This window comes from Halomonas garicola, assembly GCF_031935715.1.
Lineage (GTDB): Bacteria > Pseudomonadota > Gammaproteobacteria > Pseudomonadales > Halomonadaceae > Vreelandella > Vreelandella garicola.
Window position 1 is genome coordinate 20,796 of record NZ_JASSZF010000010.1, and the last position, 13,854, is coordinate 34,649.

Consider the following 13,854-nt stretch of genomic DNA (forward strand, 5'->3'; position numbering starts at 1 on the left):
GCAAGAGGCGTGTCGGGCAGGTAGAATGCGCGGCCCTGTTGCTCTTTTACGTGCTTTAACCTTCCAACCGCGGGACGGATCAATGATCGAGTCGTTCAAGCAAACCTGGCTTTCCAACCTGAAAGCCGATGTGCTGTCGGGCATCGTCGTCGCGCTGGCGCTGATTCCCGAAGCCATTGCCTTTTCCATTATCGCCGGCGTCGACCCCAAGGTGGGGCTGTACGCGTCCTTTGCCATCTGCGTGATCATTGCCTTTGCCGGCGGGCGTTCGGGCATGATTTCGGCGGCCACCGGGGCCATGGCGCTGCTCATGGTCACCCTGGTCAAGGAGCACGGGCTTGAGTACCTGCTTGCCGCGACGCTGCTCACCGGCGTGCTGCAGATACTCGCCGGCTACCTGCGCCTCGCCGATCTCATGCGCTTTGTCTCGCGCTCGGTGGTCACCGGGTTTGTCAACGCCCTGGCGATTTTGATCTTCATGGCCCAGTTGCCCGAGCTCACCGGCGTGACCTGGCACGTCTACGCCATGACCGCCGCGGGGCTTGCGATCATCTACGGCTTCCCCTACCTGCCCCGGGTGGGTACTTCAATTCCCTCGCCGCTGGTGTGCATTCTGGTGCTCACGGCGGTGTATCTGGCGACCGGCATGGACATTCGCACCGTGGGCGATATGGGCGAGCTGCCCGACAGCCTGCCGGTGTTTCTGTGGCCCGATGTGCCGCTTGACCTGGAAACGCTCAGGATCATTTTTCCCTATTCGCTGATGCTCGCCGTGGTAGGGCTTCTGGAGTCGATGATGACGGCGACCATCGTCGATGACCTGACCGATACCCCGAGCGACAAGAATCGCGAGTGCAAGGGCCAGGGCATTGCCAACCTCGGTGCCGGGCTTTTGGGCGGCATGGCCGGCTGCGCGATGATCGGCCAGTCGGTGATCAACGTGAAATCCGGCGGGCGCCAGCGTACTTCCACGCTGGTGGCGGGTATCGGCCTTTTGTTGCTGGTGGTATTTCTGTCGGACTTTGTCTCGCTGATTCCCATGGCCGCCTTGGTGGCGGTGATGATCATGGTTTCCGTGGGCACGTTCAGCTGGGAGTCCATCCGCGACCTGAGAAAACACCCCATGAGTACCAACATGGTAATGCTCGCCACGGTGGCGGTAACCGTGTTCACCCACAACCTGGCGCTGGGCGTTTTCGTCGGCGTTCTGCTGGCGGCGATGAACTTTGCCAACAAAGTGGGCAATATCCTCTATATTGGTTCGCACGAGGTCGAAGCCGGCAGAGCCCGGGAGTACCAGGTCGTAGGGCAGGTGTTCTTTGCCTCCTGCGAACGCTTTGGCGCGGCGTTTGACTTCAAGGAAAGCGTCGACGAGGTGACCATCGATCTGTCCCGGGCGCATTTCTGGGATATCAGCGCGGTACAGGCCCTGGACCGGGTGGTGATCAAGTTCCGCCGGGAAGGCACCAGGGTGAACCTGGTGGGGCTGAACGAAGCCAGCGCCACCATCGTTGACCGCTACGCGATCCATAACGACGCCGAAGCGGTAGAAAAGCTCATGGGCTAGCCTACACGCCCTACAAGGCCCGGCAGGCAGCACGCCGGCAAGCCGGACCCGCCCAACGGGGCCGCCAATCTGGAGACCAGGATGACCGAACACGTAGTGGCCGCGATCGACGGCTCGTCTTTTTCTGCAAGCGTCTGTGATTACGCCGCCTGGGCCAGCCGGATGCTAGCCGCGCCGCTGATGTTTCTGCACGCCGTGGATAACCACCCGCCAACGGTGGAAGATCCCGATTTGTCCGGCAGTCTGCGCCTGGGCGCCCGGGAAACGCTGCTCAACGAGCTTGCCGAGCTTGACGAAAAGCGCGCCCGGATCAATCGTGAGCAGGGACGGCTGATGCTTGACGAGGCCTGCCGCCGGGCCGGCGACAAGGGCGTGAGCGATGCCCGACCGCGCCAGCGCAACGGCACCCTGGTGGATACCCTGGCCGAGTACGAAAGCCAGACGCGCCTTCTGGTGCTGGGCAAGCGCGGCGAAAACGCCGACCAGGCCAGCGGCCATCTGGGGTCGAACCTGGAGCGCGTGGTGCGCGAGCTGCGCCGGCCGATTTTGATGGTGCCGCGTACCGGCTTCAAGACGCCGGAAAACGTCATGATCGCCTTCGACGGTAGCAAGACCGCCCGCAAGGGCGTGGAAATGCTGGCCAAAAGCCCGCTGTTTCAGGGGGTCGCCTGCCACGTGGTATCCGTGGGGGCGGATACCGCCGAGCACCGCATGGCGCTCGCCTGGGCGGTGGACCTGCTGCAGCAGGCCGGGCTTCATGCCGAGGGCACTATCCGCGCCGGCGAAGTGGAAGCCACGCTGCATGCCTTTGAGGCCGACAACAACATCGACATTACCGTCATGGGCGCCTACGGTCATTCGCGTATCCGCCATTTTCTGGTGGGCAGCACCACCACCAGCATGCTGCGCAACGCGCATGTTCCGGCGCTGATTTTACGCTAACGCCGGCTACCGTTGACGCCGATTGCCGTCGACGAAAGTGAGGTGGTCCAGGGGTGAGCAAGTAGGTAGCATGCTATGCAAGGGCATGTTGCCTGGATAAAGCTTAAAGTTTCTCACGATGCTTGGGTGGTCTTGTTCCAATGACAGTCAAACGAGATACGTATTTTGATCCGGCCTCGTCGACCCACCGCTATGCCGAGGCGCTGCTGGCCGAAGCCGATATCCGCATCAACGGCGACCGCCCCTGGGACATTCAGCTAAAGGCGCCGGGGGTGATCGAGCAGGCCCTGTCCCGGGGCAACCTGGGGCTGGGCGAAAGCTACATGCACGGCGACTGGGAAGCCGAGGCGTTGGACCAGTTTTTTTATCGCCTGATGCGTGCCCGGCTCAACCGCCGGGTCAAGTCTACCCAGCTTGCGTATCACGCGCTGCGCGCCCGCCTGCTCAACCTACAAAGCGCCAAGCGCGCCTGGCAGGTGGGCCAGGAACATTACGATCTGGGCAACGAATTCTACGCCGCCATGCTCGATGGGCGCATGACCTACACCTGCGGCTACTGGAAAGACGCGGCCACCCTGGACGACGCCCAGGCCGCGAAGCTCGAACTGGTGTGCCGCAAGCTGGGCCTTGAGCCCGGCATGCGCGTGCTGGATATCGGCTGCGGCTGGGGCAGCTTCATGGCCTACGCCGCCGAGCACTACGGCGTTGAGTGCGTGGGACTGACGATTTCCACAGAGCAGGCCGAGTTCGGCAAGCGGCTGATGAAGCAGGGGTTACCGGTGGCGTTTCGCCTGCGCGACTATCGCGAAGAAACCGAAAAATTCGACCGCGTGGTGAGCATCGGCATGTTCGAGCACGTGGGGCGCAAGAACTACCGCGAGTTCATGGAAGTGGCCAACCGCTGCCTGAAAGAGGACGGCATGTTTTTGCTGCACACCATCGGCAAGAACGTGGCCTCCACGCCGCCGGATCCCTGGATCGACAAGTATATTTTCCCCAACGGCGAAATTCCCTCGTTCAACCGTATCGCCGAGGCCGTCGATGGCCTGTTCGTGCTCGAAGACGTGCACAACTTTGGCGCCGACTACGATCACACTCTGATGGCCTGGCACGACAACTTCTGCGAGAGCTGGCCCCAGTTCCGCGAGGCGTACGGCGATACCTTCTACCGCATGTGGCGCTATTACCTGCTGAGCTGCGCCGGGGGCTTCCGCGCCCGGGAACTGCAGCTGTGGCAGTTGGTGCTGAGCAAGCACGGCGTCGAGGGCGGCTACACTCGGGTCAGTTAGGCCTGAGTCAGCTAGCGCTTAGTTCCGCTTCCAGCGTTGCCAGCCGGCCGGGGGCCAGGGCGTCCTCCACGGCGGTAATGCGCAGCAGGCTGGCGATGTCCGGGTGGCCCGGGCGGGCGATGAGCTTGCCCTCGCCCAGCAGCGCCTGGTGGACCCGCGCCGCCGCCTCCGCGCTTTTCAGCCGCAGGGCGACGAAGTTGGTGGCGCTGGGCAGCACTTCGCCGCCCAGACGCTGCAGATGCGCGGCAAGGCGCTCGCGGCGCTCCTTCACCCCGTCGATATGCGCCCGGGTCTCGTCCGGGTGGTCGAGCACGGTTTCGGCCATGGCCTGGGTCAGCGTCGACACCGCGTAGTGGATCCTCACCTTCATCATCAGCGCCACCACCCAGGGCTCGGTAATGGCGTAGCCGACTCTTAGCCCGGCCAGGCCGTGAGCCTTGGACAGGGTGCGCAGGCGCACCACGCCGGGTAGCGCCCGGGCAAGAGAGCCGTCTGAGGCATCATTACGAAAGTCGCCGTAGGCCTCGTCGAGCAGCAGCCAGCAGTCCTCGGGCAGCCGTTCGCGCAGGGCGGCCACGTCGGCGTCGGTATGCAGGTGCCCGCCGGGGTTGTCCGGGTTGGCCAGATAGACCAGCCGGGCTTTGTGGCGTCGGGCGGCGTCCGCCAGGGCCTCGAGGTCCGGGGCGAGCACGCCGGGGGCCTGACGGTAGGCGACTTCCACCACCTCGGCGCCGTGGCCCCGGGCAAAGTAGCCAAAGGTGGGGTAGGTGCCCGCGGTGGCGATGACCGCGTTGCCCGGCGCCACCAAAGCGCGCAGCGAGAGCGCGATCAGGCTGTCGGCGCCGGCGTCGACGATCAGGGTCTCAAGGTCGATGCCCTGCTGCGCGGCAAGCCGTTGGCGCACGCCCAGAGCCTCGGCGTCACCGTAGCCGTAGGCGTGCTCGACGGCGGCGTCGCCGAAGCGCTCGCGCAGGGCGCGGTGGGGCATGTCCAGCCCCTCGTTGGCGCCCAGCCGGTGGGGGATGGCGTGGCCGAGCTTGCGCTCCAGCACCCTGATGCCGGGGAAGGGATTGTGCGGGCCGTCGCCGTCAAGGTGATGCGGATAGCGGGGCATAAACGCTCCAGAACTCTGTGGTTAGCCTGTCGTCGCCTCAGCGGCGGGAAAACGGGTTCAGCCCGTTGGCCTGGCGCGACATCATGCGCTTGGCGGCGGGCAGCCGCTCGGCCAGGGTCAGGCCGCAGTCGCCGAGCTGGCGCAGCGGCCGGGCGCCGGTAAAGAGATGGTGGAAGCTGTCCGTGGCGGCGAGCATGGCCTGGTTGGCCAGCCGGCGCTTGATTTCAAAGCGGCGCAGGGCGCGGGCGTCGCCGGCGTCGCGTCGGGCAAGAATCAGCTCGGCCAGGGTGTCGGCGTCGTGCAGGCCGATGTTCAGCCCCTGGCCCGCCAGCGGGTGGACGACGTGGGCGGCGTCGCCGATCAGCGCCAGGCGCTTGCCGACGTAGCGCCGGGCGTGCTGGCGCTTGATGGGAAAGCTCGCCCGCCCGGTCACGCGCAGAATGTTGCCCAGCCGCGGGGGGAAGGCGGCCTCGATGGCGCGGGCAAGCGCGTCGTCGCTTAGCATCTCCCGGGCCCGGGTGGTGCTGTCGCGGTCGTACCAGATCAGCGAGGCGTGGTGGCCGGGCAGCGGCAGCATGGCCATGGGCCCGGTAGGCGTGAAACACTGCCAGCTGACGTCCTGCTGGGGGAGCTCGGTTTCGACGTTGGTGATCAGCGCGCGCTGGCGGTAGTCGTAGGTGCTAACTTCGATGCCGGCCAGCTCGCGCAGGCGCGAGCTGGCGCCGTCGGCGCCGACCACCAGCGCGGCGGAGAGCGTCTTGCCGCTGTCCAGCTCCAGCAGCCGGGCCTGGTGGCCGGCCACCGTGGAAAGCGGCGCGCAGCGGGTGTAGAGCGTCACGCCGGGCAGGCGCTTAAGCTGCTGCCAGAGGGCGTACTGCAGGGCCTTGTTTTCGACGAAGCGGCCGAAGTCGTCAAGGCCGCTGTCGGCGGCGGAAAAGACGCTGTGGCCGCGCCCGTCCTGGTTCCAGCCTTCGATATGGCGGAACACGCAGCTGCGGTCCGGAGGAATCCGGGTGCCCCCGGCTTCGATAAAGGCAAGCGAACGGGTGTTCAGCGACGAGATACGCAGGTCAAAATCGCCCCGGGGCTCGGCGGGCGCGTCGCCGCGTTCGACAAGCCCCACGTTGACACCCGCGTAACCCAGCCGAGCAGCCAGCGCAGCGCCTACCATGCCGCCGCCGACGATAACGATTTCATGATCGCGCTGCATGTTACATCCTCCGGTAAAAACGAGTCATAGCGTAGTATAACGGGACCTGAGCCCAGTATCGTCGAGGGGAGCCTGCCTTGCCTAGGGGGAAATTGATGCAAAGCGTCCACACCGCAGAGGCCGTTGCCCGCGCCGGCGAAGCGCTGGCCGACTTTATCCGGCGCGAAAAGCGCCTGTGGATCATTACCGGCGCCGGGGTGAGCACCGACAGCGGCATCCCCGACTACCGCGACGCGCGGGGCCAATGGAAGCGCTCGCCGCCGGTGCTGCATCGCGACTTCATGACCTCAAGGGCGGTGCGCCGGCGCTACTGGGCGCGGGCGCTGGTGGGCTTTGAGGCCATGCGCGAGGCGAGAATTGGCGGCGCTCACCGGGCGCTGGCCGAGCTTGAAGCCATGGGCTTTGTCGAGCAGCTGGTCACGCAAAACGTCGACCGTCTGCACCAGCGCGCCGGCTCCCGCCGGGTCATCGACCTGCACGGCCGCGCCGATACCGTGAGCTGCATGAGCTGCGGCTACAAGATGATGCGCTATGCTCTGCACGCCGAGATGGCGCGCCACAACCCGGCCTTCACCGGGCTCGACGCCGGCCACGCCCCGGACGGCGACGCCGACCTGGAGCTCGACTTCAGCACCTTCCGGGTGCTTGACTGCCGCCGCTGCGGCGGCATTTTCAAGCCCGACGTGGTGTACTACGGTGACGTCGTGCCCCGGGCGCGCCGGGAGGCCGCCCTCGACGGGCTTTTCCGCGCCAACGCCGGCCTGGCCGTGGGCACCTCGCTGATGGTCTTCTCCGGCTACCGGTTTTTCCGCGAGGCCCACGCCCGGGGCATGCCGCTGGCTTCACTGTCGCTTGGCGTGACCCGGGCCGACCCGCTGCTCACGGAAAAGTGGCGCGCGCCGCTGACCCCGGTGCTGGAGCAGGCCGTGGGCCATTTGAAGCAGGCCAGCGGCGCGGCCTGAGCGGTCGGCTTTTGTTTTACCCCCTGTCTGTTTTGCCCGACGACTTTGATCGAGGAGAGCCTTGTGTTCACGCTTCACCACCGCTACGCCGAGCTTCCCGCCTCGCTGTGGGCCGCCTGCGAGCCGGCGCCCGCCGCCGATCCGCGCCTGATCGTCTTCAATACCGCGCTTGCCCGCGAGCTGGGCATGGACGAGCAGCCCGACGATGCCACCCTGGCGCGCTATTTCAGCGGCAGCGAGCTGCTGCCCGGGGCCAGGCCCATGGCGCTTGGCTACGCCGGCCACCAGTTCGGCAACTTTGTGCCCAAGCTCGGCGACGGCCGGGCGCTGTGGCTGGGCGAGGCGTTTGACGCCGACGGCGAGCGTCGGGACATTCAGCTCAAGGGCAGCGGGCGCACGCCGTATTCCCGGGGCGGCGACGGCCGCGCGCCGCTGGGGCCGGTGCTGCGCGAGTACCTGGTCAGCGAAGCCATGGCCGCCATGGGCATTCCCACCACTCGGGCGCTGGCGGCGGTTGCCACCGGCGAGCGGGTAATGCGCATGCCACCGGCGCCGGGGGCGGTGGTCACTCGGGTAGCGGCGAGCCATATCCGCGTGGGCACCTTTCAGTTTGCCGCCGCCCGGGGCGATATGGAGGCGCTCGGAGCGCTGGTGGAGCACGCCATCGAGCGTCATTACCCCTCGATACGGGAAGAAAGCGGCAACGCCCGCTACCTGGCGCTGTTTGACGCCGTCATGCGCCGCCAGGCGTACCTTGTCGCGCGCTGGATGGGCGTGGGCTTTATCCACGGCGTCATGAACACCGATAACGCCAGCATCGCCGGCGAAACCATCGACTACGGCCCCTGCGCCTTTATGGAGGCGTTCGACCCGAACAAGGTGTATAGCTCCATCGACCAGGGCGGGCGCTACGCCTTTTCCCGCCAGCCGGCCATTGCCCAGTGGAACCTGGCCCGGCTGGCCGAGTGCTTGCTGATGCTCATGGAGGGCGAGGAAAACGAGCGGGTGAACGAGGCCACCGCGGTGCTGCGCCGCTTCGACGAAGTCTTTGCCGAGGCGCGCAGAAAAGTGAGCGCCGACAAGCTCGGCCTTGCCGCCGACAGCGAGCGCGCCGCGCCGCTGATGGAAGCGCTGGAAGACGCCATGCAGCGGGGCAAGATGGACATGACCGCAACGTTTGACGCGCTTTATCACTTCGCCGCCGACCCCGGTGAGGCGCGCCGCGACGATCTGCTGGCGCTCGGCGAGGCGCCCGGGGAGGTGGCGGAATGGCTCGCACGGTGGCAGGGCGAGCAGGTGGCCGGCGAGGACGCCGAGCGGCTTGCCGCCATGCGCCGGGCCAACCCGATCATCATCCCGCGTAACCACCGCGTGCAGGAGGCCATCAGCGCCGCCGAAGAGGGCGACTATCAGCCGTTTTACGCGCTGCTCGCCGTGGTTATCGCGCCCTTCGACGACACGGCCGACGCCCGGCGTCTGGCCGCGCCGGCCACCGCCAGCGAGCGCGTGCTGCGCACCTTCTGCGGCACCTGAGCCGGCCCGGGTATGACACTTTCCGCGCCGCCGGTGCGCAAGATCATCCACTGCGACTGCGACTGCTTTTATGCCGCGGTGGAGATGCGCGATAACCCCGCGCTTGCCGACATCCCCATTGCCATCGGCGGCAGCGTCGAGCGCCGGGGCGTGGTCGCTACCTGCAACTACCCGGCCCGAGAATACGGGATTCATTCGGCCATGCCCACCGCCCAGGCGCTCAAGCGCTGCCCGCACCTCACCGTGATTCGCGGCGACATGCCCAAATACAAGGCGGTGGCCCAGGAGGTGTTTGCCATCTACCGCGACGTCACCGAGCGCATCGAGCCGCTGTCGTTGGATGAAGCCTACCTCGACGTGACCGGGGTGAACGCCCACCAGGGCAGCGCCACCCGCATGGCCCAGGCGATCCGCGCCCGGGTCGCCCGAGAGGTGGGCATTACCGTGTCCGCCGGCGTGGCGCCCAACAAGTTTCTGGCCAAGATTGCCAGCGACTGGCACAAGCCCGACGGGCTCTGCGTGGTCCCTCCTGACGCCATCGACGACTTTGTCCGCGCGCTGCCGGTGAACAAGATCCACGGCGTGGGGCCGCGCACCGGCGAAAAGCTCAGGGCGCTGGGCATTGAAACCTGCACGGATGTGCGCAAGCGCACGCTCCCCGAGCTTGCCGAGCACTTCGGAAGCTTTGGCAAGCGGCTTTACGAGCTGAGCTGGGGCATCGACGAGCGCCCGGTGAAAACCCGCCGCGAGCGCAAGTCGGTGAGCACCGAGCAGACCTACCCCCGGGATTTGCCCACGCTTGCCGCCTGCCACGACGAGCTGCCGACGCTGATCGACGATTTGGCGCGCCGCTACCGGCGCCTGGACCCGCCGCCCGGGGTGCGCGGGGCCATGGTCAAGATCAAGTTCAACGACTTCACCCAGACCACCGTGGAACACGCCGGCGCAGTGCTGGACGACGCCCCCTTTGCCGCGCTGCTCGACGCCGGCTGGCAGCGCGGCCGCCGCCCGGTGCGGCTATTGGGCGTGGGCTACCGATTGGCCGAGCCGGCGCCCGAGGCGCAGCTGTCGCTGTTTTGAGGCGGTGGCGCCGCCGGCGCTCCCTTCTGTGTTAGCGTGGAGCCTGCCACAGGCAACCTAGGAGGTGTTATGTATCTATCCGTGCAGCTTAGCTACTATCCGCTGAAAGACGATTACAAGCAGCCGGTTCGGGAAGTGGTCAAACGCCTGGAAGCCAGCGGGCTTGAAGTCTACTCCAACCGCATGAGCACCCAGGTATTTGGCGAGTTCGACGCGGTCATGGACGCGCTTTCCGCGCTGATGAAGTGGTCGTTCGAGACCTACGGCAAGGCCGCCTTTACCGCCAACTTCCTCGAAGGCGACCGCCGCCCGCGCGGCTGATGTCCGCCTAAAGCCCGATGCGGTGCGCCCGGTGGGTGAAAAATATCCCGCTGGGCGACTCGCTTTCCAGCCGGGCGACTTCCTCAAGGGTGCGGGTGTCGTACACCGTCACCCGGTCGCTGTCCCTGGCCGATACCCACACCTGCTCGCCCTTGGGCGAAAACTCCATGTGCAGCACCGCTTCGCCCGGCGAGAGCGTGGCGATCACCTCGCGTTTTTCGGTGTCGATCACCTGCACCACGTCGTTGTCCGGGTGGGCAAAATTGACCCACAGCTGGCGCTTGTCCGGCCGGCTCATGACAAAGATCGGCTGGCCGTGGACGGGGATGCGCTCGGCAAGCGACCAGTCGGCGGTATCCGCCACCAGCACCTCGTGGCGGCCAACGGCGGGGAAGAACGCCTGGCGCCCGGCCATGGTCCAGCCTTCCAGATGGGGCATCTTGTACACCGGCAGGCGCTCCTCGCCGCGGCCGTAGTCGGGGAGGATGCGCTTGACGCCGTCTTCCGGATGCCATAGATCCAGCAGTGCCAGGCCGTCCTCGCCGAACAGCCCGGCGATGTAGTAGCGCCCGTCCGGGCCGATCAGCGCGTCGTAGGGCTTTTTGCCGATGTCGGCAAAGCGCGTGACGTCAAACGCCTCCTCGCCGCCCTCAGCTTCCCCCGCGCCCGGCTCCCGATTCATATCCACCACGCGGATTTCGCCGGCGTCAAACAGGCTGTAGACAAAGCGATTGCCCGGCGCGTCCACCAGCCCCACCACCCGGGAGCGCTGCTCCTCGCCGCTTTCGTCCTCGTAGAGGGCGGGAAACTCGGCCACCGGCGAAAGGGTCCGGCTGTCGAACACCCGCACGCCGCCGGGCTCGTAGTTGGCTACGGCGACAAGCGAGCCGTCCTGGGAAATCGCCCCGCCGATGCTGTTGCCCGACTGGATGATGCGGTGGGTGATCTCGCCGCTCAGCAGGTCCACCCGGCTGAGCCCGCCGTCGCGGCCGAAGATAAACGCGAAGCGCCCGTCCCGGGCAAACTTCACCGAGGCGTGGGAGAGATCGCCCAGGCCGTCGATCCGCTCGAGCACCTCCCGGGCGCTGGTGTCCACCACGGCCACGCGGCCCGAAGCGCGCTCGACGATCACGCCCAGGTCCCCGGTGCCGCGCAGTTCGTCGGCGGCGACCGCCGGGGCCCCGCTTGCCAGCAGGGCGAGGGCCGAGGCGGCGACCAGCGCCCCAAGGGGGAAAGGCCGGCGGCGGATAAAGCGGTGGGGCACAAACGTCATGGCGTGTCTCCTGTGGCGGCCGGTTTTTCAGAACCTGATGTTTTCAAGGCATTGTGATGCTGGAGCTGGTCGGCCAGCCAGCGAGCTTCCTGCTCGCTTAGCAGCGACTTCCAGGCGGGCATGGCGGTGCCGGGGACGCCGTTGAGAATCAGCGCCGTCAGGCCGTCTTCGCCGTAGGCCCGCATGCGCTCGGCGTCGAGCGCCGGGCCCAGCCCGCCCCGCAGGGTCATGCCGTGGCAGGAGCCGCAGTCCTGATAGAGCAGGGTGTCGAGCTCGGCCTTGCGCGCGGCGGAAAGCCCGCCGTCGGCGGCCGCGCTTCCCGCCAGGGCCGCTGCCAGCAGGCAGGCGGCGAGCGCTGCGCCTGCGGCGTGACGCGCCTTTCGCGCGGGGTGACGAGCAGTGCCTGACGCCATGGTGTCTCCTGAATGTCGAGTGGGTTCCGGGCAGGTATCAACCCCGTGCCGCGAATGCCTCTTTACAGTCTTGCCGGCTAGCGCCGGCCTTGCCTTGATGCACGTCAAGAAAGCGCCGCTGCCGTTCACGCTTCACAAGTCCTTAGACCCCGCAACGTTTCCTCCCGGGTGGTAGCCGGGTTGTTGACGCACGTCAAAAAGCCGGCGGATAACGGCGAGAAACGCGCGAACAGGCATGAGAGAGGCATCTTTGTGCGTCACACTGAGCCCAGATAACAACAAGCATCGCAACCTGACGAAAACCGTGCAGTTTGATGACGCAGTCAGTCTCATGACACAGAGGTGGAACGATGACGATGAAAAAGGGATACCGGACGCCGCTAGCCGTGGCCATTGCCGCACTGGCGTTGGGAATGGGAACCGCAAGCGCCCAGCACAAGGACATTGACGAAGCTGAGGCGGCGTATAAAGGGGGCGAATCGGCCGTAGACGCGGAGTCGGCGAAGGTGGTGAAAACGCCCGGCGCGCCGGATTTGACCGAAGCCGAGTTCGAAAAGGCCAAGGAGATTTATTTTCAGCGCTGCGCCGGCTGCCACGGCGTGCTGCGTAAGGGGGCCACGGGCAAGCCGCTGACCACCGACATTACTCAGGAACGTGGGATCGAGTACCTCAAGACCTTCATCAACTACGGCTCGCCCGCCGGCATGCCCAACTGGGGTACGTCGGGCGATTTCACCGAGGATGAAGTCGAGCTCATGGCCAAGTACGTGATGCACGAGCCGCCGGTGCCGCCGGAGTTTGGCATGTCCGATATGCGCGACACCTGGGAAGTGGTGATCGCCCCCGAAGACCGGCCCACGGAGAAGATGAACGACTGGGATATCGAGAACCTGTTCTCGGTGACCCTGCGCGACGCCGGCCAGATCGCGCTGATCGACGGCGAGACCAAGGAAATCGCCAAGATCCTCGACACCGGCTACGCCGTGCATATTTCACGCATGTCGGCGTCCGGACGCTACATCTTCGTCATCGGCCGCGACGCCAAGGTCGACATGATCGATCTGTGGATGGAAGACCCGGACATCGTCGCCACCATCAAGATCGGCATGGAAGCGCGCTCGGTGGAGACCTCCAAGTTTGAGGGGTACGAAGACGACCTGGCCATTGCCGGGGCCTACTGGCCGCCCCAGTACGTAATCATGGACGGCCAGACCCTGGAGCCGAAGAAGATCGTCAGCACCCGGGGCATGACCGTAGGCACCCAGGAGTACCACCCGGAACCGCGCGTGGCGGCGATCGTGGGCTCGCATCAGCATCCCGAGTTCATCGTCAACGTCAAGGAAACCGGCAAGGTACGCCTGGTCAACTACGAGGACATGGACGCCATCTCCACCGTTGAGATCGACACCTCGCGCTTCCTGCATGACGGCGGCTGGGACGCCTCGGGGCGCTACTTCCTGACCGCGGCCAACGAGTCCAACCAGATCGTGGTGATCGACGCCAAGGAGCGCGAGCTTGAGTCCATCGTCGACGTCGGCAAGACCCCGCACCCGGGTCGCGGCGCCAACTTCGTCGACCCCGAGTTCGGGCCTGTTTGGGCTACCAGCCACCTGGGCGATGCCAGCATCCAGCTGATCGGCACCGACCCCGAAGGGCATCCGGACAACGCCTGGAAAGTGGTGCGCAGCATCGACGGTCAGGGCGGCGGCTCGCTGTTCGTCAAGACCCACCCCGAGTCCGACAACCTCTACGTGGATACCGCGCTGAACCCCGGTGAGGACATCAGCCAGAGCGTTGCCGTCTTTGATATCAACAACCTGGAGGACGGCTTCGAGGTGCTGCCCATCGCCGAATGGGCCGACGTGGGCGAAGGCCCCAAGCGCGTGGTGCAGCCGGAGTACAACCAGGCCGGCGACGAAGTGTGGTTCTCGGTGTGGAACACCATGGACCAGCAGTCCGCGCTGGTGGTGGTTGACGACACCACTCGCGAGCTGAAGAAGGTCATCAAGGACGAGCGGATCGTCACGCCGACCGGCAAGTTCAACGTGATCAACACCCAGAAAGACATCTACTAAGCCGTAAAACCGGCCGGCGGGCGCCCTGCTCGCCGGCCCCGGCACACAACGGATGAAGAGAGTAGGGGAGAGCCT

At 66.1% G+C, this 13,854-nt stretch carries 12 protein-coding genes; 8 read left to right on the plus strand and 4 right to left on the minus strand.

The features are described 5' to 3' along the window. Positions 1–82 precede the first annotated feature (82 nt). The 3 genes from RS027_RS05440 to cfa all read left to right on the plus strand — a co-directional run bounded on the left by RS027_RS05440 (position 83) and on the right by cfa (position 3,798). The gene (locus RS027_RS05440) at positions 83–1,567 is read left to right on the plus strand and encodes a SulP family inorganic anion transporter (RefSeq protein ID WP_311954906.1); all 1,485 of its coding nucleotides are present in this window, start codon (positions 83–85) and stop codon (positions 1,565–1,567) included. 81 nt (positions 1,568–1,648) lie between these two features. Then, complete coding sequence (locus RS027_RS05445; RefSeq protein ID WP_311954907.1) at positions 1,649–2,509, plus strand: universal stress protein; 861 nt, start codon at positions 1,649–1,651, stop codon at positions 2,507–2,509. 140 nt (positions 2,510–2,649) lie between these two features. After that, a complete protein-coding gene (cfa, locus tag RS027_RS05450; RefSeq protein ID WP_311954908.1) occupies positions 2,650–3,798 on the plus strand; it encodes a cyclopropane fatty acyl phospholipid synthase in 1,149 nt (382 codons plus the stop codon). Positions 3,799–3,805: 7 nt separating this feature from the next. Here cfa and RS027_RS05455 read toward each other — a convergent pair whose 3' ends face one another. Together RS027_RS05455 and RS027_RS05460 are read right to left on the minus strand one after the other, a co-directional pair. Further along, complete coding sequence (locus tag RS027_RS05455) at positions 3,806–4,912, minus strand: pyridoxal phosphate-dependent aminotransferase (protein ID WP_311954909.1); 1,107 nt, start codon at positions 4,910–4,912, stop codon at positions 3,806–3,808. A 37-nt stretch (positions 4,913–4,949) separates the two neighbouring features. Further along, positions 4,950–6,122: a UbiH/UbiF/VisC/COQ6 family ubiquinone biosynthesis hydroxylase gene (locus RS027_RS05460; protein WP_311954910.1), complete on the minus strand. Its 1,173-nt coding sequence runs from the start codon at positions 6,120–6,122 to the stop codon at positions 4,950–4,952. Positions 6,123–6,217: 95 nt separating this feature from the next. Here RS027_RS05460 and RS027_RS05465 point away from each other — a divergent pair, with 95 nt between their 5' ends. From RS027_RS05465 to RS027_RS05480, 4 genes are all read left to right on the plus strand, one after another. Then, positions 6,218–7,084, plus strand: a complete 867-nt coding sequence (locus RS027_RS05465) for an NAD-dependent protein deacetylase (protein ID WP_311954911.1) — start codon at positions 6,218–6,220, stop codon at positions 7,082–7,084. 63 nt (positions 7,085–7,147) lie between these two features. Then, the gene (locus tag RS027_RS05470) at positions 7,148–8,617 is read left to right on the plus strand and encodes a protein adenylyltransferase SelO (RefSeq protein WP_311954912.1); all 1,470 of its coding nucleotides are present in this window, start codon (positions 7,148–7,150) and stop codon (positions 8,615–8,617) included. A gap of 33 nt (positions 8,618–8,650) precedes the next feature. After that, positions 8,651–9,697: a DNA polymerase IV gene (dinB, locus tag RS027_RS05475; RefSeq protein WP_311954957.1), complete on the plus strand. Its 1,047-nt coding sequence runs from the start codon at positions 8,651–8,653 to the stop codon at positions 9,695–9,697. Positions 9,698–9,766: 69 nt separating this feature from the next. Beyond that, positions 9,767–10,018, plus strand: coding sequence for a YkoF family thiamine/hydroxymethylpyrimidine-binding protein (locus tag RS027_RS05480; RefSeq protein WP_311954913.1), 252 nt, complete (start codon positions 9,767–9,769; stop codon positions 10,016–10,018). Positions 10,019–10,025: 7 nt separating this feature from the next. Here the strand turns inward: RS027_RS05480 and RS027_RS05485 are convergent, their stop codons facing one another. Continuing rightward, positions 10,026–11,291: a cytochrome D1 domain-containing protein gene (locus tag RS027_RS05485; protein ID WP_311954914.1), complete on the minus strand. Its 1,266-nt coding sequence runs from the start codon at positions 11,289–11,291 to the stop codon at positions 10,026–10,028. Then, positions 11,288–11,704, minus strand: coding sequence for a c-type cytochrome (locus RS027_RS05490; RefSeq protein WP_311954915.1), 417 nt, complete (start codon positions 11,702–11,704; stop codon positions 11,288–11,290). The genes RS027_RS05485 and RS027_RS05490 overlap by 4 nt, the downstream gene beginning before the upstream one ends. Before the next feature lie 350 nt (positions 11,705–12,054). Between RS027_RS05490 and RS027_RS05495 the strand changes: the two genes are divergently transcribed. Next, positions 12,055–13,779 (plus strand): cytochrome D1 domain-containing protein, encoded by a 1,725-nt coding sequence (locus RS027_RS05495; RefSeq protein WP_311954916.1) that lies wholly within the window; start codon positions 12,055–12,057, stop codon positions 13,777–13,779. Positions 13,780–13,854: the final 75 nt, after the last annotated feature.